Source organism: Sinorhizobium sp. BG8 (genome assembly GCF_016864555.1).
In the GTDB taxonomy this organism is placed as follows: Bacteria; Pseudomonadota; Alphaproteobacteria; order Rhizobiales; family Rhizobiaceae; genus BG8.
On the sequence record NZ_CP044011.1, the window covers coordinates 3,484,496 to 3,507,615 of the forward strand.

General features: G+C 63.6%; 22 protein-coding genes. 10 read left to right on the plus strand and 12 right to left on the minus strand.

Going from position 1 to position 23,120, the window contains the following annotated elements; translation table 11 throughout:
• Positions 1 to 274: 274 nt before the first annotated feature.
• The 4 genes from F3Y30_RS16415 to F3Y30_RS16425 form a co-directional block, all read right to left on the minus strand.
• Positions 275 to 988, minus strand: coding sequence for a dihydrofolate reductase family protein (locus F3Y30_RS16415; protein WP_246752765.1), 714 nt, complete (start codon positions 986 to 988; stop codon positions 275 to 277).
• A 952-nt stretch (positions 989 to 1,940) separates the two neighbouring features.
• Positions 1,941 to 2,345 (minus strand): amidase family protein, encoded by a 405-nt coding sequence (locus F3Y30_RS26735; RefSeq protein ID WP_348649847.1) that lies wholly within the window; start codon positions 2,343 to 2,345, stop codon positions 1,941 to 1,943.
• Positions 2,346 to 2,385: 40 nt separating this feature from the next.
• A complete protein-coding gene (locus F3Y30_RS16420) occupies positions 2,386 to 3,360 on the minus strand; it encodes an amidase family protein (protein WP_348649848.1) in 975 nt (324 codons plus the stop codon).
• A gap of 61 nt (positions 3,361 to 3,421) precedes the next feature.
• Positions 3,422 to 3,913, minus strand: coding sequence for an anthrone oxygenase family protein (locus tag F3Y30_RS16425; protein ID WP_203423781.1), 492 nt, complete (start codon positions 3,911 to 3,913; stop codon positions 3,422 to 3,424).
• Positions 3,914 to 4,192: 279 nt separating this feature from the next.
• Here F3Y30_RS16425 and F3Y30_RS16430 point away from each other — a divergent pair, with 279 nt between their 5' ends.
• The 3 genes from F3Y30_RS16430 (at position 4,193) to F3Y30_RS16440 (ending at position 6,821) form a co-directional block, all read left to right on the plus strand.
• Positions 4,193 to 4,990, plus strand: coding sequence for a DUF1194 domain-containing protein (locus tag F3Y30_RS16430; RefSeq protein ID WP_203423782.1), 798 nt, complete (start codon positions 4,193 to 4,195; stop codon positions 4,988 to 4,990).
• 107 nt (positions 4,991 to 5,097) lie between these two features.
• Positions 5,098 to 5,352, plus strand: coding sequence for a hypothetical protein (locus tag F3Y30_RS16435; RefSeq protein WP_246752766.1), 255 nt, complete (start codon positions 5,098 to 5,100; stop codon positions 5,350 to 5,352).
• Between the two features lie 257 nt (positions 5,353 to 5,609).
• Positions 5,610 to 6,821, plus strand: a complete 1,212-nt coding sequence (locus F3Y30_RS16440) for an aromatic ring-hydroxylating dioxygenase subunit alpha (RefSeq protein ID WP_203423783.1) — start codon at positions 5,610 to 5,612, stop codon at positions 6,819 to 6,821.
• Positions 6,822 to 7,047: 226 nt separating this feature from the next.
• On the opposite strand, the gene F3Y30_RS16445 is transcribed toward F3Y30_RS16440, so the two are convergent.
• The gene (locus tag F3Y30_RS16445) at positions 7,048 to 8,472 is read right to left on the minus strand and encodes an aminotransferase (protein ID WP_203423784.1); all 1,425 of its coding nucleotides are present in this window, start codon (positions 8,470 to 8,472) and stop codon (positions 7,048 to 7,050) included.
• A 247-nt stretch (positions 8,473 to 8,719) separates the two neighbouring features.
• Here F3Y30_RS16445 and F3Y30_RS16450 point away from each other — a divergent pair, with 247 nt between their 5' ends.
• The 3 genes from F3Y30_RS16450 to F3Y30_RS16460 are packed head-to-tail and all read left to right on the plus strand — an operon-like array spanning position 8,720 to position 11,567.
• Positions 8,720 to 9,637, plus strand: coding sequence for an ABC transporter permease (locus F3Y30_RS16450; RefSeq protein ID WP_203423785.1), 918 nt, complete (start codon positions 8,720 to 8,722; stop codon positions 9,635 to 9,637).
• Positions 9,637 to 10,449 (plus strand): ABC transporter permease, encoded by an 813-nt coding sequence (locus F3Y30_RS16455; RefSeq protein ID WP_203423786.1) that lies wholly within the window; start codon positions 9,637 to 9,639, stop codon positions 10,447 to 10,449. Before F3Y30_RS16450 ends, F3Y30_RS16455 begins: the two co-directional genes overlap by 1 nt.
• Before the next feature lie 23 nt (positions 10,450 to 10,472).
• Complete coding sequence (locus F3Y30_RS16460; RefSeq protein ID WP_203426650.1) at positions 10,473 to 11,567, plus strand: ABC transporter ATP-binding protein; 1,095 nt, start codon at positions 10,473 to 10,475, stop codon at positions 11,565 to 11,567.
• 52 nt (positions 11,568 to 11,619) lie between these two features.
• Here the strand turns inward: F3Y30_RS16460 and F3Y30_RS16465 are convergent, their stop codons facing one another.
• From F3Y30_RS16465 to F3Y30_RS16480, 4 genes are read right to left on the minus strand one after another with little or no spacing between them, the layout of a single operon-like run.
• Positions 11,620 to 12,876 (minus strand): FAD-dependent oxidoreductase, encoded by a 1,257-nt coding sequence (locus tag F3Y30_RS16465; RefSeq protein ID WP_246752768.1) that lies wholly within the window; start codon positions 12,874 to 12,876, stop codon positions 11,620 to 11,622.
• Positions 12,877 to 12,884: 8 nt separating this feature from the next.
• Positions 12,885 to 13,967, minus strand: coding sequence for an extracellular solute-binding protein (locus tag F3Y30_RS16470; protein ID WP_203423788.1), 1,083 nt, complete (start codon positions 13,965 to 13,967; stop codon positions 12,885 to 12,887).
• Between the two features lie 34 nt (positions 13,968 to 14,001).
• The gene (locus F3Y30_RS16475) at positions 14,002 to 14,670 is read right to left on the minus strand and encodes a TetR family transcriptional regulator C-terminal domain-containing protein (protein WP_203426651.1); all 669 of its coding nucleotides are present in this window, start codon (positions 14,668 to 14,670) and stop codon (positions 14,002 to 14,004) included.
• A 41-nt stretch (positions 14,671 to 14,711) separates the two neighbouring features.
• Positions 14,712 to 15,521 (minus strand): methyltransferase domain-containing protein, encoded by an 810-nt coding sequence (locus F3Y30_RS16480; RefSeq protein WP_203423789.1) that lies wholly within the window; start codon positions 15,519 to 15,521, stop codon positions 14,712 to 14,714.
• A gap of 162 nt (positions 15,522 to 15,683) precedes the next feature.
• Between F3Y30_RS16480 and F3Y30_RS16485 the strand changes: the two genes are divergently transcribed.
• The 4 genes from F3Y30_RS16485 (at position 15,684) to F3Y30_RS16500 (ending at position 20,469) form a co-directional block, all read left to right on the plus strand.
• Complete coding sequence (locus F3Y30_RS16485; protein ID WP_203423790.1) at positions 15,684 to 17,303, plus strand: NAD(P)/FAD-dependent oxidoreductase; 1,620 nt, start codon at positions 15,684 to 15,686, stop codon at positions 17,301 to 17,303.
• Positions 17,290 to 18,867 (plus strand): NAD(P)/FAD-dependent oxidoreductase, encoded by a 1,578-nt coding sequence (locus F3Y30_RS16490; protein ID WP_203423791.1) that lies wholly within the window; start codon positions 17,290 to 17,292, stop codon positions 18,865 to 18,867. The genes F3Y30_RS16485 and F3Y30_RS16490 overlap by 14 nt, the downstream gene beginning before the upstream one ends.
• The gene (locus F3Y30_RS16495) at positions 18,864 to 20,102 is read left to right on the plus strand and encodes an aminomethyltransferase family protein (RefSeq protein WP_203423792.1); all 1,239 of its coding nucleotides are present in this window, start codon (positions 18,864 to 18,866) and stop codon (positions 20,100 to 20,102) included. Before F3Y30_RS16490 ends, F3Y30_RS16495 begins: the two co-directional genes overlap by 4 nt.
• 97 nt (positions 20,103 to 20,199) lie before the next feature.
• A complete protein-coding gene (locus F3Y30_RS16500) occupies positions 20,200 to 20,469 on the plus strand; it encodes a hypothetical protein (RefSeq protein ID WP_203423793.1) in 270 nt (89 codons plus the stop codon).
• A gap of 41 nt (positions 20,470 to 20,510) precedes the next feature.
• On the opposite strand, the gene F3Y30_RS16505 is transcribed toward F3Y30_RS16500, so the two are convergent.
• The 3 genes from F3Y30_RS16505 to F3Y30_RS16515 are packed head-to-tail and all read right to left on the minus strand — an operon-like array spanning position 20,511 to position 22,963.
• Positions 20,511 to 21,245 (minus strand): aspartate/glutamate racemase family protein, encoded by a 735-nt coding sequence (locus F3Y30_RS16505; protein WP_203423794.1) that lies wholly within the window; start codon positions 21,243 to 21,245, stop codon positions 20,511 to 20,513.
• A gap of 7 nt (positions 21,246 to 21,252) precedes the next feature.
• Positions 21,253 to 22,074, minus strand: coding sequence for an ABC transporter permease (locus tag F3Y30_RS16510; protein ID WP_203423795.1), 822 nt, complete (start codon positions 22,072 to 22,074; stop codon positions 21,253 to 21,255).
• A 1-nt stretch (position 22,075) separates the two neighbouring features.
• Positions 22,076 to 22,963, minus strand: a complete 888-nt coding sequence (locus F3Y30_RS16515) for an ABC transporter permease (RefSeq protein WP_246752992.1) — start codon at positions 22,961 to 22,963, stop codon at positions 22,076 to 22,078.
• Positions 22,964 to 23,120 lie beyond the last annotated feature (157 nt).

Genomic DNA, 23,120 nt, shown 5'->3' on the forward strand with positions numbered 1-23,120 from the left:
TCCCTCCGAGCAACTCGCCGTTGAGTGTCTTTCTGCTAATGGATTGCCGTCCGCCTCGCAGCCACCGGACTACATCTGTACTGCCCCTGTGGAGCCCTGTGGACCGTAAACGCCAGGCGATCTTCCCTGACGGGGATCGTGGTCCGTGACCACTTTAATGAGGCAGTCTCGGGCGCGGTGGACCGCTAGGCATTGAACGATGATCAACGGAAGCACATGGCGCCGTTGATCGTCGGCCAGCCGGAAAAACCGTCTCGACCGCCCGAAACATCGTCTACCAGCGGCTCAGGAACTGGAGGTCCCGGAGCACGAAATCCGGGTCCGTGCCTGCCCAACGCAGGCATACTGAGGTGCGATCACGCGGGCCGATAGATCTGCGCCACCGATCCCCCGGAAAGGCTTTTGAGCTCACCAGTTCGAGGCGTCTTGGCAAGACGACGTCGGAGAAGATCGGCAAGCCCCTGCCTAGGACAACCGGGTGCACCAGCAGGGCAAATTGATCGACCAGTTCCTCGGCGATGAGACTGCGCGCAAAGGCGGCGCCGCCGTGGGCGATGATCGGCTTGCCGTCCCGGATCTTCAGCCTGGCGATTTCGTCGGCCAGATCACCGCTGGCCACATAGGCATCCCCCCAGCTTTCCGCCCCGGGCTGCAGCCGTCCCGATTGGCCGCTTGCCCCACTGACGTTGGCGTCTTCGATCCCCGTGGCCGCTCCCGCCACCTTCAGCACCGCCGGCCCCTGACTTGAGAAGACCGCTTTGGGAATCTGGTTCATCGGGGGCGCGAACACGCCGGTGGAGGTTGGCCAGAAGGCGGCCATATCCTGGAAGGTGCGGCTGCCCATGATGTGGAGGCTCGCGTTCCGCACGGTCTGAAGCTTCCAGGCAAAAGCCTCCTGGTCGCCATCGAATATCCATTCGACCTCGCCCTCGGGACCGCTGACAAAGCCGTCGAGCGACATGTGCATCGTCAGGATCAACTCTCTCATCGCTTCCTCCTCGCACTGGCCCCGACCCAAGGACGGCTCAGGTCAATCGGTTCCGACAAAGCGCATCCGCAAATCCCGGAAAATCAGGAAGAATCGACTCCCAGCCACGGGATCGGCCTGTACGGGACGACCGGAATTGCCGGTTGAGCGCGCCGCGCCCGGACACACACTTGGACATATCTTGCCGGCCTTGCTCCGGCACCCTCAGCCAAAACGCGGAAGTGAGCCAGGTATGACACGCCCCGCTGGCGGCGGAAGGTGCAGAATGACGCCGCGATTTTCCCCGCCTCTGGCGGTCGTGCCATCATTCTGTGGTCCCGCCGCGGATACACCGCGAGGCGTCGCGGCGAGGCGGGACCGGCGCCGGATCTGGCAGGAGGACGCAAGCCTGCAAGGTCCGGGGTTCGTGACAATGGGTCTCCTCCGGCGACACGGGGTGCGGACAGGGGCGATGGCGTCGGACCGGCCTTGCTCCCCCGCCCCCACATGAGCGCCGGGCGTGCCGAACGAGGCACACAGGATGTACCGGACCGGTCGGTCTCGTCGGATTTCGTCCGCCGGGCTTCCGGATAAGCCGACGGCAAGGGTCGCCCGGCTCCGGTCATCGCAGATGGACCGCCGTCATGGGCAGAAACCGCCGAACGGGGTGCTGAAAGGTGCCATTTGATTTTTTTGTTCTGCGAGGCGGCTTCCAGCGCCCCGTCCGATCCCTGCGGCGAAAGGGTTGGAGACATGGCAGTCATGACACGGGCCGAGGGGCGTCGCGTGGATGCGGGCGTTCGAGCAGATTTTCGGCCGGGGACATCAGGCGCCCCCGCCGGAGAAAAGTGTCCCGCCCCTCCGAGGCCACCCCATCACCGGCGACGTGCCGCTTGGTCCCGCGGCACGCCGGAAATTTCAGGACCGTTCGATCGGTCACGCTCCGGCACCCTGCCGGAGGCAACAAGGGAGATCAGGGAAGTTGGGGGCTCCGGTCGAGGAAATCGGTATGCGCCTCGTAGGCCGCCGCCATTCTCAGTACCGTCAGGTCGTCCCTCGGACGGCCGATGATCTGGATGCCGGTAGGCAGTCCGCCGCTCCCGAACCCCGCCGGCATGGCGGCCGCGGGAAGCCCTGCCATGGTCGGGCCGATCACCACCTCCATCCAGCGGTGATAGGTGTCCATCGCCCGCCCCGCGACCTCCGTCGGCCAGTGGAGCGAGACGTCGAAGGGGAACACCTGGGCAGCGGGCAGGACGAGGAAATCGTAGCGGTCGAACAGCGCCGTCACATATCGATACCAGTCGCTGCGCACCAGAGAGGCGGCATGAACTTCAGCCGCCGAGAGCGCCTGTCCGTTCTCGATCTCCCAGATCATTTCCGGCTTCATCCTGTCGCGCTTCGAGGGGTCCGCGTAATCAGCCCCTGGCCGTTGGCGACGAGGAAATGCCGGAGTACCCTCCAGGCCTGCCAGAGCCGGTCCATGTCGAATCCCGGGGCACTTCTTCAATCACCAGTCCCATTCCTGCGAGGACGCCGAGCGCGCTCTCGCAGAGTTCAAGCACGCCCGGTTCGAAAGGGAGGTAGCCGTGGTAGTCCCCGAGCCAGCCGATCCGCGCGCCGGCGAAATCGGAAAGCGGGCCGAGCGTCAGATCCTCGTCGTCGAGCGACAGCGGATCGCGAAAATCGTATCCCGCCTGTGTCTGAAGGAGGGCCGCGACGTCCTCCACCCGCCGCCCCATCGGTCCCGTCACGGAAAACTGCCCGAGATAGAGCTCGTTGCCGAGCGCCGGCACACGCCCGAAGGTGGGCCGGAAGCCGATGACGTTGTTGAAGGCCGCGGGATTGCGCAGCGATCCCATCATGTCGCTGCCGTCGGCGAGCGGAACGAGGCCGGCGGCGATCGCCGCAGCCGCCCCGCCGCTCGATCCGCCGGCGCTCCTCGAGAGATCGTACGGGTTGCGCGTGGCGCCGAAGACGGAATTGTAGGTGTGGGAGCCGAGCCCCATCTCCGGCGCGTTGGACTTGCCGATGAAGATCGCGCCCGCCGCCCGGATGCGCTCGACATGGATGTCGTCGAAGTCGGGCACGAAGTCGGCATAGTTCATCGAACCGAAGGTACAGGGAAGGCCCTTCGCCTCGGAGAGGTCCTTGATGGCGAAGGGAAAACCATGCATCCACCCGCGGGACCGGCCCGCGGCGAGTTCCCGGTCCGCCTGATCCGCCTCGGTGAGGAGCGCCTTCGGCTCCCTGAGGCTGACCAGCGCATTGATTGCGGGATTGACGGTGTCGATCCGCGAGAGATAGGCCTCCATCGTCGCGCGGCAGGAGACGCTGCGGGCGTGGATGGCCGCCGAAAGCTGCAAGGCGGATAGGCTGGTGATATCCTTCATGGCCGGTTCCCTGATGTTGTTGACTGGACCTACCAGCCGCCCCTTGCAGGCGCCAGTCCCTTCAGCCTGTCGCCCCCTGGCGCGCATAGGAGAAAACGAAGAGAGCGAGTGCCGCAAGGGCCGAGAGCGTGCGGACATGGTTCCAGCCGGTCCACGCGGTCAGGTAGCGTTCCCAGAGCGCGACGCTTCCCCGCGACAGTGGGTCTGCCGCCGCCAGCGCATCGTTCAGCGGCACGTTGAAGACCATCGTCACGCCGATGGTGCCGGCAAGGTAGAAGATGCCGGCGGCGGCTGCGAACCAGAGCGCGGATCCGCCATGCATGGCCGCAAGGACGATGAGCGCCACGGAAAGCAGCGCTGTCCCCATAAAGACGGCAAGGAACCACGGATTGAGGATCACCACGTTGATCGCGTTCATCGCCGCGATCCCGTCAGCGGGCGCAAGCCGCGCGAAAGCGGCCATGATGCAGACGGAGAAGATGAAGAAGAGCCCCGCGTTGAGACCCGCGCCAAGTGCTGCAAGGAAGGTCACAGTCCCGATCATCGTCGCCACGCGGCATCCTCCCCGCTCGCTGCCCCGCGTATTTCGCGCGAGCGCCGGGAGTGTGGCAAGAGCCAATCGTGCAAGGGGCCCGACCGTACTGTGACAGCCATCACTGACAATTGACCATGGCCGGTATTGGGGCCACTTGCGACTATGCTACATTAGAGGACTGCGCGCCGAAGCGACGCGCAAGTCGCTGGAATGGCTTGGATCGGCCTGTCAAAAGGCACTCAAACCGATCGCGGACTGGCCGCCTCGTGCTGCCCGGGCCGGGAAAAGGAGGCATCGATGCTGACCGCGCTCGCGCTCTTAGTTGGCTTGACGGCATCAGGCCAGGGCACCACGGCAGCGGCCACGGATGGCCTGCCTGTCGACGTCGAACTGGTCCTTGCAGTCGATGTCTCGGGGTCGATGGATATCGAGGAAGCCGAAATCCAGCGCGCGGGCTACGTCGAGGCCCTGACCCATCCGGAATTCCTCGCCGCCGTCAAGGAGGGCGTGAACGGGCGCATCGCGATCAGCTATTTCGAGTGGGCCGGCACCGTCAACGACTCGTCCTTCATTCCCTGGCAAACGATCTCCTCGGCCGGCCAGGCCGCGTCGTTTGCGGCAAAGCTCGCCGCCCGCCCGATCGCGTCCCGCCGGGGCACCTCGCTCTCGGCGGCGATCGCCTACGGCTCCGGGCTCTTCGCCGGCAACGGCTACGAGGGCATGCGCCGGGTCATCGACGTGTCGGGCGACGGACCCAACAATTTCGGAGCGCCCGTTACCCCGGCCCGCGATGCCGCCACCGCGCTCGGCATCGTGATCAACGGTCTGGCGATCACCATCCGGCCATCGAGCGCCTACGGGCCGCTCGACGAATACTATGCCGCCTGCGTCATCGGCGGCCCCGGAGCCTTCGTTCTGGCCGTGCAGGAACCGGAGGATTTCGCGATCGCCATCCGCCGCAAGCTGATCATAGAGGTCAGCGGGCGCGATGCTCCCGCCCGGCTGCTTCGGGCCTCGGACCGGACGGACTGCCTGATCGGGGAAAAACTCCGCCCCGGCTTCTCGGAGCGCTACTATCCCGAACTCGATAAGTAACCTGATTCCCCCTGTTCCGCGCGAAACAGCGGTGCCTCTCCTTTCATGGGACATTCGGCACATGGGATGGACGTCTCCATCCTCGAAACGCCCCAGAGGAGAACACCGTGCGCAAGATCATCCTGTCCGCCGTCGTCGCCATCGCCGCAGCCACATCCTTTGCCGCTCCCTCGCAGGCGGCCCGCATCTACATCGGCTACGGCGGCGGCGGTCATCATCATCATCATCACCACCCTCGTCACCATCACCACGGCGGATACATCCAGATCTACGACAGCTACAGCAGCTGCCTCTGGAAGAAGGTCCGCCGCTACGACGCCTGGGGCAACCTCGTGATCAAGCGCGTGCGCATCTGCGCCTAGTTTCCTGCCAACGCACCATGGAGCCTCTCGGACCCGGTCGCCCTGCGGCCGGGTTTTTCTTTGCGTTCGCGGCATCCGTACGCGCTGCTTCAATTGCCCGTCTCAAGCGTCCGTATCCGTTGGGGAATTTGCCGAATTCCCTTCCCTGCAACTCTTTGCCGGCAGGAAGGCAGAACGCCTCTTAGACGCAACCTATTCCTTTTTAATGGAAAATGTGCTTTAATTGAATGAACGTTCAGCAAAATATGGGGTTACCTATGAACGAAATGGCCCGCGATATCAGCATCCCGAACGACTGGGATCGCAGCGGACTGCCAGGCTGGTGCTATCACAGCGCAGCCCTGCTCGATCTCGAGAAGCAGCACCTGTTCCGCGAACACTGGCAGATTGCATGCCATGTCTCCGACGTGCCCGAACCCGGAAACTACATCACGATGGATTTCGTCGGCGATCGCGCGCTGATCCTGCGCGGACAGGACGGCGAGGTGCGCGCATTCCACAACATCTGCCGGCACCGCGGATCACGTCTCGTCGCCGACGCCAGCGGGAAGTGCCGGAACGCCCTCGTCTGTCCGTTCCATGGCTGGGTCTACAATCTCGACGGCACCCTTCGCGGCGCCGCCCGGCCGCGCTCCTTCCCGCCGCTCGACAAGAACGAATTCGCGCTGAAGCCCATCGAGTGCGAGGTCTGGCAGGGCCTCGTGTTCATCCGGCTGGCGCCCGGCCCGCAGCCGTCCGTTGCCGAACTGATGAAACCGTTCGAGGAGGAACTGTCGTTCTACAGCCCGACCGAGATGGTGCCCACCGCCGACATCTGGACTCACGAGACGCCGGTCAACTGGAAGTCCGTGCGCGACGTCGACAACGAGGGCTACCATGTTGCGATGGCTCATCCGGCGCTGCAGGACCTCTATGGCTCGACCTACTACGACGAACCCTTCGTCAACGGCCTCTGCCGTTCCTTCGCCACCTACAATCCTCATGCCGGGCGGCGGTGGAGCGTGCGCCAGTACGTAAAGATAGCGCCCGAGAACAAGGCCCTTCCCGAACATCTGAGGAAGGCGTGGATCTACTACGGGATATTCCCCAACGCGGTCATCGCCGTAACCCCGGAGACGATGCAGTTCTATCAGGAGTTCCCCCTCTCCGTCGGACGGACGATGCTGCGCGGGGCGATCTACCGTCACCGTGACGAGAGCCGGGAGCAGCGCGCGGCACGCTACCTCGCCTTCCGCATCGACCGCGATACGCAGGCAGAAGACGTGCAGCTGACCGTCTGGTCGAACGAGGCCATGACGTCGAATGCCTTCGCCGGATTCTACCTGTCGGACCTCGAATATGGCGTGCGCACCCATCACGACCACCTTCGCGACGTTCTGCCCGTCGTGAACGAGGAGAAGGCACCCGAAGAGAAGGACATGGCCGCGCGCAACGATCAGATGCGCCGGGAAAGACAACCAGAAGCCTGAGCCGTCGACAAGGGTGCGGAGCCGCTTACGAAGTTGCTTCGCCCCCAGGCCGGCCCTGGTCACCGGATCGGGAGAATCCCAAGAGCCCCGACCACTCCCCCAGAACGAAAAGCACCACAAAGACAGACGAGGCCGGAACATCATGACAATGTTCCGGCCTCTCAACGTACAAGGGCGGCCGTCCCGTACCGAACGACCGCCCGGAATTCGCCCTGCCCTCGTCGGCTCACCCCTTCCAGAGCCCCTCGCGGGTAAGATCGTCCATGGTGAGCTCTATGCCCTTGCGCAGGATGCGCGCCATGTCGTCGATCTGCTCGGCGGAAATCGTCAGAGGCGGAGACATCACGCACATGTTGATAAGGGGACGGACGAGCAGTCCCAGTTCCTGGCAATGCTTGTCGATCCGCTTGCCCACTTCCAGATCCAGCGTCAGTGGATTGTTGCTGACACGGTCCGCAACGCATTCGATGCAGGCCATCAGGCCGAGGCCCCTGACTTCTCCGACCAACGGGAGATCCTCCAGCGCCTTGAGGCTGGCCTGGAAATGATCCGAGACAGAACGGGCGCGATCGAGGAGCCCGTCCTCGAGAATTTCGAGGTTCTTCAGGGCGACAGCGCATCCGATCGGATGGCTGGAATAGGTCAGGCCATGGGCGAACATCGCGTCGCTGTGGTTCGACCGGCGCAGTTCCTCGAACAGCCGGCCCGCGATCATCACGCCGCCGAGGGGGAAATAGCCTGACGTGACGCCCTTTGCGAAGGTGATCATGTCCGGCTCGATGCCGAACACATCCTTCGAGGCAAAGACATGGCCGAGCCGGCCGAAAGCGGTGACGACTTCATCCGAGATGTAGAGAATGTCGTTCTGCCGGCAAAGCTCGTGCATCCGCTGGAGATAGCCCTCGGGCGGAACGATCACGCCGCCGGACGCCATGATCGGTTCGGCGACGAATGCACCGATGGTCTCCGCCCCCTTCTCGGCGATCACCCGCCTGAATTCGTCGACGAGAAAATCCGTGAAGGCCGCAACGCTCATTCCCTCGGGCCTGCGAAACGGGTTCGGGCAGGTCAGCTTGATCACCAGCTCCCCGGCGCCATCCATCCAGTCCTGATCGCGGGGCCGACCGTTGAGCGACGCTGAAAGATAGGTGGAGCCATGGTAGGCGCCCTGACGCGACACGATCAGCTTCTTCTCCGGCCTGCCCTTAACATTGTTGGCAAACTGCATGAACCGCAGAGCCGTCTCGACGGCCGACGAGCCGCCGGTGGTATAGAACACGTGGTCGACGCCTTCGGGAGCGTAGGCGGCAAGCCGTGCCGAAAGGTGCGCGGACGGAGCGTTGGTGGTGTACCAGGGCGAATTGTAGGAAAGCTCCATCGCCTGCTGCGTCATCACCTCGGCAAGTGCCTTGTTGCGATGACCGGCATTGACGCACCACATGCCGGCAGGACCGTCGATGAGCTTCCGGCCGCTCCCGTCGGTCACATAGATACCGTCTCCGGCCTCAAGTCGTCCGCGCGCCTCCGCGCCGATCGAACCGGATACAGGCCAGGGCTGGACGAGATGCCGTTCCGCAAGCAGCGTCACTTCATCGACCGCCGCCGGTTCGTTCACCAACACATCGCCCGCGGGCTTCGGAATCGCAGCCATAACCACCCTCTCCTCTGACGATTAAACTAGAATATCACTCTGAATCCCTATCAACACCATGAAAAAACATCATTTTTTCATGCATATTGAATGTTCGTTCAATCAATATTGCAGAAATAGTGCTTGATTTCAATGGTGGTTTGCGCTCATTCTTGCTGCAGGGAACACCAACAGCCGAAAAGGCGGACCGCATGAAACGGGAAACACGAGAATTGCGTCACTGTCGGCGAACCGAAGGCCTCCGGCGATGACGAGCCTGGCGGTCAGCGCTGCGGCCAACGCGCCGTCCCCGCCCGCTCGAAGCCGGTGGCTGAGGAGCGAAGAGGCCAGAGGCCTCGCCATGATCTCGCCGACCTTCCTCTATGCACTGGCCCTGCTGCTCCTGCCGATCCTGATCGTGATCACCTACAGTTTCTGGAGCCAGCACTACCTTGATATCGACCACACCTTCACGCTCGAGAACTACCGGCAGGCACTGACGGAACCGATCTACCGCGACCTGTTCGTCCGCTCGCTGTGGATCTCCCTGACGGTGAGTATCGCGACCGTCGTCTTCTCCTATCCCGTCGCCTGGTTCATCTCGTTCCACGGTGGCGTGCACAAGAACCTCTGGCTCTTTCTCGTCACTGTTCCGTGCTGGACGAGCTACCTTCTGCGCGTCATGTCCTGGAAGGTGATCCTCGGCTATGGCGGCGTCCTCAACACCGGCCTGATGGGGCTCGGCATTATCGATCAGCCGATGACGTCCCTGCTCTACAACGCCAATGCGGTGGTGATCACGCTGGTCCACAGCTGGGCGGCCTTCGCCATCCTGCCGATCTACGTCTCGCTCCAGAAGATCGACCGCACGCTGATCGAGGCTGCCCGCGATCTCGGCGACAGCCGGATGCGGGCGTTTCTGCGGGTGACCCTGCCACTGTCGTTACCGGGCGTCGTCTCAGCCTTCCTGATCGTGATGATCCCGACCGTCGGAGACTACGTTACGCCGCGGCTCGTCGGCGGCAAGGACGGCGTGATGATCGCGACGGCCATCCAGGCGCAGTTCGGAAAGGGTGCGAACTGGCCCCTTGGCGCCGCCCTTTCCGTAACGACTATGGTGCTCGTCTCGCTCGTCGCCGCAGTCGTCGTGCTGGCGCTCAGGTTCTGCATCAGGAGGATCCGCTGATGCTTCTGCAAAGATTGCGTTTCCTGCCCTGGCTGCCGGCCTACGTCGTGATCTATTTCCTGTTCCTCTATCTGCCGATCCTGCTGCTGCCGATCTTTTCGTTCAACAATGCGGCGACCACCACCTTCCCGCTCGCCGGTTTCACGACGAAGTGGTACGGCTCGCTCGTCGGCAACAAGGTCATGCTGCAGGCGGCATGGAACAGCCTAATCGTCGGCGTCTCCGTGTCGCTGCTTTCGACGACGCTCGGCATCTGCGCTGCCCGTGCGATCACCCGCTACCGCTTCCGGGGAGAGAAGGCCGCCGCCGGCCTGATCATGGCGCCCCTTTTCCTGCCCGAGATCATCGTTGCGGTTTCCCTGCTGATGATCGTACTGCAGCTCGGCACCGAACTCTCTCTGATCACGGTCATACTTGGACAGACCGTCTTCTGCGTACCCTATGCCATGTCGGTGCTGGTCTCCGGTTTCGAGGGCTTCGATCGCAGCCTGGAAGAGGCATCCTACGACCTTGGCGAAACCGCGCTCGGGACATTCCGGCGCGTGACCCTTCCCGTCGTGGCTCCGGCGATCGTTTCAAGCCTGCTGGTGACCTTCACCATTTCGCTCGACGAATTCATCCTTGCCTTCTTCCTGTCCGGCACGGAGCCGACCCTGCCCGTCTACATCTGGGGGCAGCTGCGCTTCGCGGCAAAGCTCCCGGGCGTGCTGGCTCTCGGGACAATCATGATCGTCGCATCCGTGGTCCTGCTGACCACTGCCGAGATGCTCCGCCGGCGCGCCGAGAAGCGTGCCCAGGCGACCCTGACGTAGGAGATGAAATGTCCGACCGCCCGATGATTTCGATTGAACACGTTTCCAAGTTCTACGGCGCCTACAAAGCCCTCGACGACGTTTCGCTGGAGATTGGCGAAGGAGAATTCTTCTCGCTCCTCGGACCGTCCGGCTGCGGAAAGACGACTTTGCTGCGCTCGATTGCCGGCTTCGACGTGCCGTCGAATGGCGAAATCCGGATAGACGGAGTCCCCTCAGTTCTTGTGCCCGCCAACAGGCGCCCGACCAACATGGTCTTCCAGAACTATGCGATCTTTCCGCATCTCGACGTCGGCGAGAACGTCGCGTACGGGCTGAAGCGGATGAACCTCGGCGCGCAGGAGGAACGCAGACGCGTGAGCGATGCACTGGACCAGGTCCGCCTCTCCGGTCTCGACAAGCGCAAGGCGCACGAACTGTCGGGCGGCCAGCGCCAGCGCGTGGCACTGGCGCGCGCCCTCGTCATGCGGCCGAAAGTGCTGCTCCTGGACGAACCGCTCTCCGCACTCGACAAGAAGCTGCGCGAACAGATGCAGGTGGAGCTTCGCACCTTGCAGAAGGCCGTCGGTATCACCTTCATTCTCGTCACCCACGATCAGTACGAGGCACTGGCGCTATCGGACCGGATCGCGGTCATGTTCGGCGGCAGGATCGCACAGGTCGCCACGCCCAAGGAGATCTACCAGCGTCCGCGCACCCGCAAGGTCGCAGATTTCCTCGGCGGGATGAACTTCCTGCACGGCAGAGTCCTCGACGAGCAGTCCGCCTCGGTCTCCGTGGATGCGGCACGTTTCGGCCGGATAGACCTCGCAAAACCGCAGGGGTTCGTTGCAAATGGTGGCGATGTCACCCTCGGCATCCGCCCCGAGCGCCTGAGACTTCTTTGGGACAACGACCGCGCGCCCAACGAACTCTCCGGACGCGTAGAGAACCGCGCCTATTTCGGTGAGGTGACCCATCTGACGATCGGCGTCGACGGGCTGGAGCAGCCGCTCTCTATGATCGAGACGAACGACTACGGCGCGGACGATCTGCCGGTCGGAGCGGAAATCCGCCTTGCCTACGATCCGGAAGCGTTCGTGCTGCTGGCGGAAGACCCACCCGTTGCGAGGATGTAAGAGAGACCCGCGGCCGGTGCCCTGATGATCGGCAGGCATCGTCAATGCCTGCTTACGCGTCCTCCAAAACACGCCGCGCCGCTTCGCGGCCTGCGATGATGGCGCCTTCGACATAACCCGGAAAGGACGGAGATATCTCGGAGCAGGCGAATGCCAGCCTGGGCGCGCCGCGGCGTATGACTTCCTCGGCATCGACCGCCGCCATGTCGACGATGGAATCGCTGTATCCGCCTCCGCTCCACGGATCATGCGCCCAATTGCGGATGGTGATCTCGACAGGATCGCCTGCGTCGTCGCCGAGCGCGGCAGCAAGCTTCTCCCGGATCCGCTTGCGCACAGTATCCAAGCCTGCAGTCTGCCCCACCTCGGCGAGCTCTCCGACGGCGAAGACCACGAGAGCTGCCGGTAACCCCTCGTGGCTGACGTCGCAGGCAAAAAGCCCGGGCGGGTCGCGCCACATCACGCCGCTGATGCCGCCGTCCCGCCAGAACGGCCGGCGGTATCGCACCAGGGCCTTGATCACCCTGCCGCTCTTCCAGACCGAAAGCGCACGCGCCAGTGCGGGCGGCAGTGCCGGAGCGTAGGCAAGCCTTGACGCCGTGACTGGCGGCAGCGCAACGACCACCTGCTCAGCCGACCTGCTGTTGTCGTCGAGTTCCACCTGCAGGGTCTCTCCGACGCGCGCGACGCGGCGCACCGCGCTGTTGAGGACCAGGCGATCACCGAGGTCGCGAGCCATGTCCTCGGCGAGCGAATGCATGGTTTCTCCAAGAAAGTACTGGAGTTCCGTCCGCGTGTTGGTGATCCGCCGGTCGTTCGAAACGAGATACCACAGGGGCATTTCGGCGATGGGCAGGCACCAGAGCCCCTCCATCGCCGACCGGAAGGCCCGCTTGCCCTCAACGCTTGCCTCTTCGCGCACGAGCCAGTCGGCCACCGTCATGCCGGCGATGTCGGGGGATGCCGGATCGATTTCGTTCATGCGGTCGCGCAGGCGCACGGATTCGGCGTAGATCGCGACACCCGGCGCCTCCCCCACCGGCGGCTGCAACAGGAACCTCCCGTTGATTGGAGGCTCCACCAGCGTCTTGCCATGGCGGCGCGCAAGCGCCATGACTTCCGGCATGTCCTCGCAGAGGAACTGCCCGCCCGTATCGATACGGGCTCCGCCCTCGAGTACTCGAGATTCGACACGGCCGCCGACATGGCTCTGTGCTTCCAGGACGAGGACGCGGGCGCCACGCTCGATCAGATGCCGGGCGGCTGAGAGGCCGGAGAACCCGGCCCCGATGACGATGACGTCATACATGTGCGCCATCAATAGCCGGATTTGATCTTCTCGAACTCGGCGATCATCTTCTGGCGCAGTTCCGTCGGCATGGGCGCCTGGAACAGCGTGTTGTGCGTGAATTTGTCGACGTCCGCGTAGCCCTTTTCCTCCAGAATCTTCGGGTCCACGGAAGCCATGCCCTTGGCGTTCGAATGGCCATAGCCCCAGGATTCCACCATGTAGGAGGCGACCGCCGGATCGGTGATGGCGTTCAGGTAGTCATAGGTCTTGTCTTCGCTCCCCTCGCCGCCCTTGAGACGAACATAGCCGCAGACCCACGTCGAAAGGCCTTCCGTTGTATCCCGCTTCATGTCGACGGGAACGTTGTCCGCCTGCAGCGTCACGGCAGTCTCGTTCCAGGCCCAGGCGAGGTCGACCTCGCCGCTCGCCATCGCCTGGCTGAGATCGGTATTGTCCGTCCAGTAGAGCCGGACGTTCTTGTGGACGTCGCGCAGGAACGCCGAGGCTTCCTGGAACTGGGCATCGGTCATGGTCGTCCAGTCCTTGACGCCGATCGCGAGGCTGGCCAGCGCATAGGCGTCGTCGACATTGTCGCCAATCGACACCCTGTCCTTGAACTTGGGATCCGCAAAGGCCTTGAGGGACGCCACCTCCTCCGGCTTCACCTTGTCCGTGCGGTAGGTCAGCACCGTATTGCCCCAGTCGAACGGGATCATCCATGCCGTCCCGTCCGCGGACGTCATCAGGTCCTTCATGGACTTGAAGCCGGGCAGGATGTCGTTCCAGTTCGTAAGCCTCGAGGTGTCGAGCGGCTCGAGCAGGCCGGCCTCCCGCCACTTCACCACGCTCTGGGAACAGGGATGGCCGACATCCGCCTTGAAACCGGAGCGCAGCTTCTGGAAGGCCTCCTCTTCGTCTCCGAAGAAGCTGAAATCCGGTGAACTGCCGTACTTCTCCACATAGGCGGGATGGAACGCCGGATCCTCGTAACCGGACCAGTCGAAGACGGTGAGCGTGTCGTCGGCTCGCGCCGGGAGGGTCGTGGTCAGGGCAAGCAGGGCCGTAAATGCCGCGGTGATGAAAGGTCGTGTGGTGTATGAAACTGCCATTGCCTGTCCTTCCCTGTCTTGGAGCGATTGACGCTCACGTTCCCTGTTTTGGTCCTTGAAGAGTCATGTGGGCCGGAAAGACCGATGAGAGATAGGAAATCGCGGCCTCGTGCGCCGTTTCCCGCGCAAGCCCGTCCCCCATCATCAGCCGCAACCACAGCCCTTCCATCATTGCGCACAGACCGAGTGCGGTCGATTCCGGCTCGTAGACATATCCACCCTCGTCCTTGAGCGCGGCGCAGAGCGAAACGAAGATTTCCTGGTACTTGACGTCGCGTGCGCCGCAGAGCGCCTGGTAGGTCGGCCGCGATTTCGCCTCGCCCCAGAAGGCACACCAGGCGGCAAGCTTCCGCTTGGTGCAGATGCGACGATCGAAATCCGCCGCGACCAGCGCCCACAACTGGTCGGATGCACGAGGCCCGGCCTTTTCCAGCGCCGCCCCCCAATGGTTGGCATATTCGTCGGCCATGTACTGCAGCGTGGCGACGAGCAGGTTTTCCTTGCTCTCGAAGTGAAAGTTGACGATGCCGCGCGAAAGCCCCGCGCCGTCGGCGACATCCGCCATCGTCGTCTCCGAGTAGCCGCGCTTGGCGAGCGAATCGATCGTTGCCTCGATCAGCTGCTGCCGCCTCGTTTCCTTGGAGGCCTTGCGGCCCTTCCTGTCGCCGTCCGTCACAATCTGCTCAGCCGCGTTTGCCCGCATCTTCACCGTCACCTTGTCCTTGGGATCGCGCAGCGGCACGGTCACGGGCGCTCCCCGGCCGGCCGACTGCCGCGCAGATGAGTGGGACAATGCTCTCCACTGTCAAGAACCTTCTGCATCGCGGTCCATGTGCGGATGTTCTTGCGCACATATTCCTCGCCCACCGCGGCAACCGCTTCGGCGTAGAGCGGCCCGTTCAGACGCTCGAGTTCGCTGCGCGCGACCTCGCAGTACCACGCGTTGCGGCTCTCCGCCGTCGTATCCTCGAAGCCGGCGGCCCGCATCGCATCGAGATAGCGCCGCGGCGAAGCCATGCCGAAGCTGAGCCCCTCGGCCGCGATGTAGTCCTTCATCTCGTCGCTGAGCTCGCCGTCGTGAGAGACCAGCCAGTCGGAAGCGGCAAGCACTCCTCCCGGCTTCAGCACCCGGAAGAGCTCGGAAAAGAGCCACTCCTTGTCCGGGACATGGACCATCGCATCCTTGGAGAAGACGACGTCGAACTCCTCATCGTCGAACGGAAGACGACCCGGCGGGCTTGCGATGAAGCGCACTTTCGACGAGAGCCCCGCGACCGCCGCCGCCATCCGCGCCTTGTCGATCACCGGCTGCTCCACGTCATAGCCGACAACTTCCACCGGATCGTAAGTTCTGGCGATGTGCAGGGAGATGCCGCCAGCGCCGCAGCCGAAATCCAGCACGGTTCGGCCGGTAAGCTCGACGCCCGCGAGCACCCGATCGACCTCCGCGGACCCGCCAGGTGAAAGAAACCCCTCGCCCCAGAGGATGCCGAGAAAACGGACCGCCGCGTCGTCATATTCCGGCTCGTGAGCCGGCCCACCCTCGTCCGCCATAACCATGGCTCTCCTTGCGAAAACGGTCTTTCCCTGCCGCCTTATGGATCGAAATTGTAGCGCATTATCAGATGATTGCAATATACTTGCTGAATATTCATTCAAAATCTCTGGACAGAATTCCCCTTTTGATGCAGCCTTTTTGCCAGAGGGAGTACAAACATGCCCAAATACGATGTGTTGATCGTCGGCGGTGGACACAACGGTCTCGTGACCGCGTGTTACCTCCAGCGTGCCGGCCTCAACGTGGCCGTCCTGGAAAAGAACGGCTGGGTCGGAGGAGCGGCGACGAGCCGAGAGCTTTCGCCGGGCTATCTCTATTCCAACTGTTCCTATGTCTGTTCGCTGTTCCGGCCCGAAATCATGCGCGATCTCGAGCTGCCGAAGCACGGGCTTCAGGTAATCTCCTACGAAGGCGGGGCTGTGTTCACCCGCGACGGCGACTACCTCGCCTCCTATCGCGACCACGATTCCCACCGTCGCGAATTCGCGCGCTATTCGAAGCGTGACGCGGAAGCCTACGATCGCTACGCACGGGATGTCACACGCCAGTGCCGCTTCATCCAGCCGCTCCTGATGCGCACGGCCCCGGACCCTTTCGGATTTCGCCCGCGCGACATATCCGAACTGCTCTACCTGGCCAGAAAGTTTGGCGAGTTCAGCCCTCATGAGATGGCATCGACGCTGCGCTTCTGGACCATGTCCATCTCCGACTTCCTGGACGAGTATTTCGAGACGGACGTGATCAAGTCCTATCTGGCACTGTCGGGCATCATCGGCACCGCGCTCGGCCCCATGTCGCCCGGCACCGCCTATGTCCTCCTCCACCACTACATGGGCGAGGTCGACGGTTCCGTCGGCGCCTGGGGCTATGCCCGCGGCGGGATGGGCGCGATCACGCAGGCACTGGCCCGCTCGTTCGAGGCGAGCGGCGGCACGATCCGCACCGATGCCGAGGTCGAGAAGATCCTGACGCGGGGCGGACGCACGAGCGGTGTGGTTCTGGTCAACGGCGACGAAATCCGGGCCAATCTCGTCGTCTCCAACGCCGACGTAAAGCGCACCTTCCTGAAGCTCGTGGACGAGGACGCGCTGCCGCAGGACTTCGTTCACCGGGTCAAGCATTTCAAGATGCGCGGGTCGTCCGGCAAGGTGAACATCGCCCTCGACAGCCTTCCCGAGTTCCCTGCCCTTCCGGCGGGGTCGACCTGCATCCGCGGAGACATGCACTTCACGGATTCGATCGAGCGAATGGAACGCGCCTATGACGACTGGAAGGACGGACGCTGGTCGGCCGATCCGTTCCTCGACATGATGATCCCGACACTGCTCGATCCGACGATGACCTCGCCCGGCAAGCATTTCATGAGCTGTTTCGTGCAGTATTGCCCGCCCAAGGTCGAAGGCCGCGACTGGACCAATGCCGACCGTGACGCCTTCGCCGAGACCGTCGTCAACCAGATCGCCCAGTACTCGCCCGGGTTCCGCGACCGCATCGTCCACATGGAAGTGCGCACGCCCCGGGAGATCGAAAACGAAGTCGGCCTTACTGAGGGCAACATCTTCCAGGGCGAACTGACGTTCGACCAGTTGCTCTTCAACCGGCCGGTGCCCGGCTATGCGCAGTATCGCAGTCCAATTGCCGGGCTCTACATGTGCGGCTCGTCCACTCATCCGGGCGGAGGCGTGATGGGAGCGCCCGGGCGCAACGCCGCCGCCGAGATCCTGCGCGACCTCAAGCGCCCCTCCGAACAGATGAGCAAAGCCCATGACGTCATATGATGCGCAAAGATCCTACGATGCCATCGTGATCGGCGCCGGACACAACGGACTTGCCGCCGCCGCCAAGCTCGGCGCCACCGGCCGCAAGGTCCTTGTCCTGGAAGCCGCCAACGCACCCGGCGGCGCGGTCCGTGGACGAGAGTTCGCGCCGGGTTTCCGTTCCGCGGGCCTCGCCCACCTCGTCAACCGGCTCGATCCGGAGGTGGTCCGAGACCTGGGCCTCGAGCTGAAGCCAAGAACGGAAGGGACCATGCCCACGGCCGTGCTGGACGGGACGAACGAGCCAGTCATCCTGCGCGGCGCCTACGGCCAGACGATCGACGGCGTCACCAGCGCCGAGGCAGAGGCTTTCGGGAGGCTGCGCGACAAGCTGGTCTTCCAGGCCGGCATCCTCAAGCGCTTCCTGCGCCGTCCGCCGCCGCAGCTCGGCGCGATCAGCATGACGGATCTTTCGACTCTCCTTTCGGCGGGCTTCAACGTCATCCGGAAGGGACGCAGCGAGGGACGCGATTTCCTGCGCATGCTGTTGATGAATGTCGCCGACATCGCCGACGAGTATCTCGACGACGACCGGCTGAAGGCGCTCCTCGCGTTCGACGCGACACTCGGCGTCCACCTCGGCCCGCGCTCTCCGACCTCCCTCCTCGGCCTTTACTACCGCCTGACCGGAGAAGTCGAGGGCAAGGCCGGCGGACAGTTTATCCCAGAAGGAGGGATGGCCGCGGTTGCCCCCGCTTTCGTGCGCGCGGCCGAGAAGGCCGGTGTCACCATCCGTTGCGGCACCTCCGTCGGACGGATCCTCGCGGATCGGGGAAGAGCAAGCGGCGTCCAGCTTCACGATGGAGCGGAGATCTCCGCGCCGGTGATCGTAGCCGCGATCCACCCCCAGACGACCTTCCTGCGCCTGGTCGATCCGGCAGAGAGCGACACGGGCTTCATCCGGTCGGTGAAGAACGTGCGCAGCGCGGGCAATGTCGCCAAGCTCGACCTTGCGCTTGAGCGGATGCCCAACTTCGAGGGACTTACCGGCCGCGACCACGCCGGGCGCATCGTACTCGCCCGATCCATGACGCATGTGGAAAGAGCCTTCAACCCCGCGAAATATGGCGAGTTCTCGCCGGATCCGGTCATGGAGATCGTGCTGCCGAGCCTCGGCGACGGATCGCTCGCTCCGTCCGGTGCGTGCACGCTCTCCGCATTGATCCAGTATGCGCCCTACAATCTGAAGGGCGGATGGGAAGCGGGAAAACCAGCCTTCCAGAAGCTTGTTCTGGATGCTCTCGAACGCCATGCACCCGGGATCGGAAGGCTCGTCGTTGCGGCGGAATTGAGCACGCCCGCCGACATCGAGGCCGAGTACCACATCCCCGGAGGACACTGGCATCACGGCGAACTACAGGCAGACCAGCTGCTTATCAACCGTCCGGTTGGTGCAGCCTCGGGCTATAGATGCCCCATCGAGGGCCTGTATCTGGCAAGCGCCGGTGCCCACCCCGGCGGCGGCATTTCGGGCCTGCCCGGCTGGAACGCCGCGCGCCACATCATTTCCGGAGGCAAGCGATGAACGCGCTGACCAAGCCCATCAATCCGGCTTATGTGCGCCGCGCCGCACGCGACCACATCCTCACGCCAAGGCTCGAAACGCCGTTCCATCCGAGGCTTGCCGCCCTCAGCACCCAGAACGACTGGTACAGCTGGGCGGGCTACAAGGCGCCGCATTCGCTTTATGACGAGGAACTCGAGTATTTCGCGATACGATCGACCGCGGCCCTCTTCGACATCTCGCCAATGGTGAAGTATCGCATCGCGGGCCCGGACGCGGAGCGCTACCTCAATCGGCTGACGCTGCGCGACGTGCGCAAGCTCGGCGTCAATCGTGTCCACTACACGGCCTGGTGCGACGACCACGGCCACGTGCTCGACGATGGCACGTTGTTCCGGCTGGGTGAGCAGGAGTTCCGCCTGTGCTGCCAGGAGCGCCACCTGCCCTGGCTGATCGACAGCGCGTTCGGCTTCTCAGTCGAGATCCGCGAGGAGACGGAGGAAGTTGCCGGCGTCGCCCTCCAGGGACCCACGAGCTATGCCGTGCTGGCGGCTGCAGGCTTTGACGGCGTCGAACGACTGAAGCCCTTCGATATCGCGACATTTGCGCATGACGGGGGCACCGCCACGATCTCTCGCACCGGCTTTACCGGGGACCTAGGCTACGAACTCTTCGTGCCCCGTGCCGCAGCCCTCTCGCTATGGGACCGCCTCTGGGCGGCCGGGCAGTTGCATGGCATCCAGGCGATAGGTTATGGCGCGCTCAACAACACGCGGATCGAGGCCGGCTTCATCGTGGCGAACACGGACTTCGTGACGGCTGAGGGCGCGCTTCGCGCCGACCGCGTCCGCATGCCAGACGAAATCGGTCTCGACTGGCTTGTCGATCCGGACAAACCCCACTTCAACGGGCGCAGCGCTATCCTTGCTGCCCGGCGGAATCAATCTCTCAAGCACATCCTTGTAGGCCTTGAAATCGAAGGAAATATTCCGGCCGAGCACGCTCTCGTCTATCACCGGGGAAAACGCGAAGCGGGCCTCGTCACCGCGGCGATCTGGTCGCCGACTGCCAAGCGCAACATCGCGATCGCCAGCCTTGACCGCCCCTACGGATCAAGGATCGTCGACGACCTATGGGTCGAGATCTACGCCCTGCGGGAGCTTCGCTACCAGAAAATGATGAAGCGGGCGAAGATCGTGCCCAGGCCATTCGTCAAGCTTGCAAGGCGAACCGCGACACCGCCGGGGCTGAAATGACAGGCCATCCCCTCTCATGAGCGGCTTGGGTGCTGCGACCGGCATAAAGACGATACGCACAACACGAAGAGATCGAGGGGCGGAGCAACGAGACGCTATGGATGACGAGACCCGCCATCACTGGTCCCTGATAACCACGCCGACGGGCATCGAATGGTCGGGGCGCACGCGCTATGCGGCCGCCATGTACTTCTTTCAGCAGGGCGAGATGAGCGCCGAGGTGCTGGAGGTCTATCGCATCAGCTCTCGCCTCGATGCCGAAGATCCGCTGGACGTGCTCAGACGATGGAAGATGGGCAGCGAATGGATTGCGCGTGTGGAAGCCTGGCGGGCCCACGACGGGAATGCCGGGGACGGCAGCGCATAGCAAGGAGCGGCAATGACGGTCGCCGCCCGCCCTCAAGAACTTCAGGCTGGCGGCGCAAAGGCACTCATCGCACCCGTGTAGACCTTTGCAAGCGGCGCTGCGTAGGAGCCGCGCTTGCTGGTCGTCAGGCCTTGCGCCACCAGCGCCTCTGCCTGCTTCACTGCCGCGGACACGCCGTCCACGACGGGCACGCCGTAATGGTCCTGCAGCGCGCGGGCGAGGTCCGCCATGCCGGCGCAGCCAAGCACGATCGCCTCGGCGCCGTCATCCTCGAGCGCGCGCTCGATCTGGTGGCGGAGTTTGCCGAGGGCACCGGTTCCCTTTTCTTCGAGCTCGAGCACAGGAATGTCGGCTGCCCGGACCTTCGCCCGGTGCGCCATGCCGTAGCGAGTGGCGAGATCCTCGATCAGGACGCGTGACCGTTCCAGCGTGGTGACGACCGTGAAGCGTTGGGCGAGAAAACCTGCGGTCGCGAGCGCGCTTTCGCAAAGCCCGACCACCGGGATTGAGGCCAGCGCCCGCGCCGCATCGAGCCCGGTGTCGTCGAAGCAGGAGATTACCGCGGCCCTGGCTCCCGCCGCCTCCCCTTTTCGTATTTCGTCGAGCAACCCCGGCAGGGCCAGGGCACCATCGTAGTGCCCTTCGATGGAAGCCGGCCCCATGAGGGACGTCGCTGCCATGATCTCCGTCGTGGGACCGGCGACCGCACGCGCTGCGGCGGCGGCTTTTTCGGTCATGGAGCGGGTCGTATTCGGATTGACGAGAAGAATGCGCATGGAGTCTCTAGAGGGCTCGAGCCTGTCGCCGGCGCAGGTAGAAGATCGCGCCGAGCGTGCCGAGAATGATGGTGAAGGAGAAGAGCGTAGTAACGGTACCGAGCGCATAGAGCACGGGCGTCGTGACGTTGGTGGTCATGCCATAGATTTCGAGCGGCAGCGTGTTGTAGGTGCCTGAGGTCATCAGGGTTCTTGCGAACTCGTCGTAGGAAAGCGTGAAGCCGAACAGGCCCACGCCGATGAGGCTTGGCGCGATCATCGGCAAGAGCACGTGACGGAAAGTCTGCCAGGAGGAGGCCCCGAGATCGCGCGCGGCTTCTTCGTAGGAGGGCGAGAAGCGGTTGAAGACGGCGAACATGATCAGCACGCCGAACGGCAGCGTCCAGGTCAGGTGCGCGCCGAAGGCGGACGAATACCAGGCCGGCTTCAGGCCGAACTGCTGGAAAACCACGCCGATGCCCAGCGAGATGATGATCGACGGCACCACGAGGCTGGCGACAGCCAGATAGAAGAGCGCGGTGGCACCCTTGAAACGCCTGCGGAAGGCGAGGCCCGCGAGCAGCGAGACCAGCACCGTCACGACCATCACCATGAAGCCCAGCGTGAACGAGCGCTTGAACGAGGCACCGAAATCGCCGACCGCCTGCTTCTCGAAGAGATTGCCGAACCAGTGCAGCGAAACACCGTTCAGCGGAAAGGTCAGCCCGCCGTCCGGTCCCTGGAAGGACAGGATCAAAATGGCCGAAAGTGGTCCGTAGAGGAACAGCACGAAGAGCGTGAAGAAGGCGGCGAGCACGTAAAAGCCGAGGGTGCGTTTCTCGTGACCCATGTCAAAGCTCCTTGCGGATGTCGACGACGCGGAGAATTCCCGCGACCATCAGGAGAACGAGGACCAGCAGCACGACGGCGTTGGCGGCGGCCGCGGGATACTGCAGCAGCGACATCTGGTTCTTCATCATCAGCGCCACCGAAGCACTCTGACCGCCGGACATCACCTGCACGGTGGAGAAATCGGCCATCACGAGCGTCACGACGAAGATCGATCCGATCGCCATGCCGGGCTTTGCGAGCGGTATGATGACATTCCAGAGGATCTGCCAGTCCGATGCCCCGGCATCCCGGGCCGCCTCGACGAGAGACCTGTCGATGCGCATCAGCGTATTGAAGATCGGCGTCACCATGAACAGCGTGTAGAGATGCACCATGGCGAGAACGACCGCGAAATCGGAATAGAGCAACCATTCGATCGGTTGCGGGACGATGCCCAGTTCGACCAGCGTCGTATTGACCAGCCCGTTGCGGCCAAGCACCGGAATCCACGATATCATGCGGATGATGTTGGAGGTCAGGAACGGGACAGTGCAGACGAGGAACAGCACCATCTGCATGGTCGTCGTGCGGATGTGGAACGCCAGGAAATAGGCTGCCCAGAAGCCGATCAACAGGGTCAGCACCCAGACGATGCCGGTGAACTTCAGCGTGTTGAGATAGGTCTTCCACGTGACCCAGGAACCGAGCGTCTCGGTGTAGTTCATCGTCAGGAAGTCGGGATAGAGGCCGGCGAAGTCGTAGTCCCAGAAGCTGACGACGACGATCGTCAGGATCGGCAGGACGAAGAAGAAGCCGAGAATGAGAAGGAGCGGCAGCGCCTGGAGATAGGAGGCGGCGCGGGACGCGAGGCGCCCGAGGCGTTCCATGCCGGCCGGTTTTTCCGCCATGCCCATTGCGGCTTTTTCCTCAGCGATGGCTGCGTTCATGCCTTGGCCTCCAGTTCGACTTGCAGTGTCGGCTACCTACTCTTGCCAGCACTACGCTGGCGGCCCACACCGTCCCTTGCGGGACGGCGGGCGCGAAGGACCGGGAGGCCGTGGATGG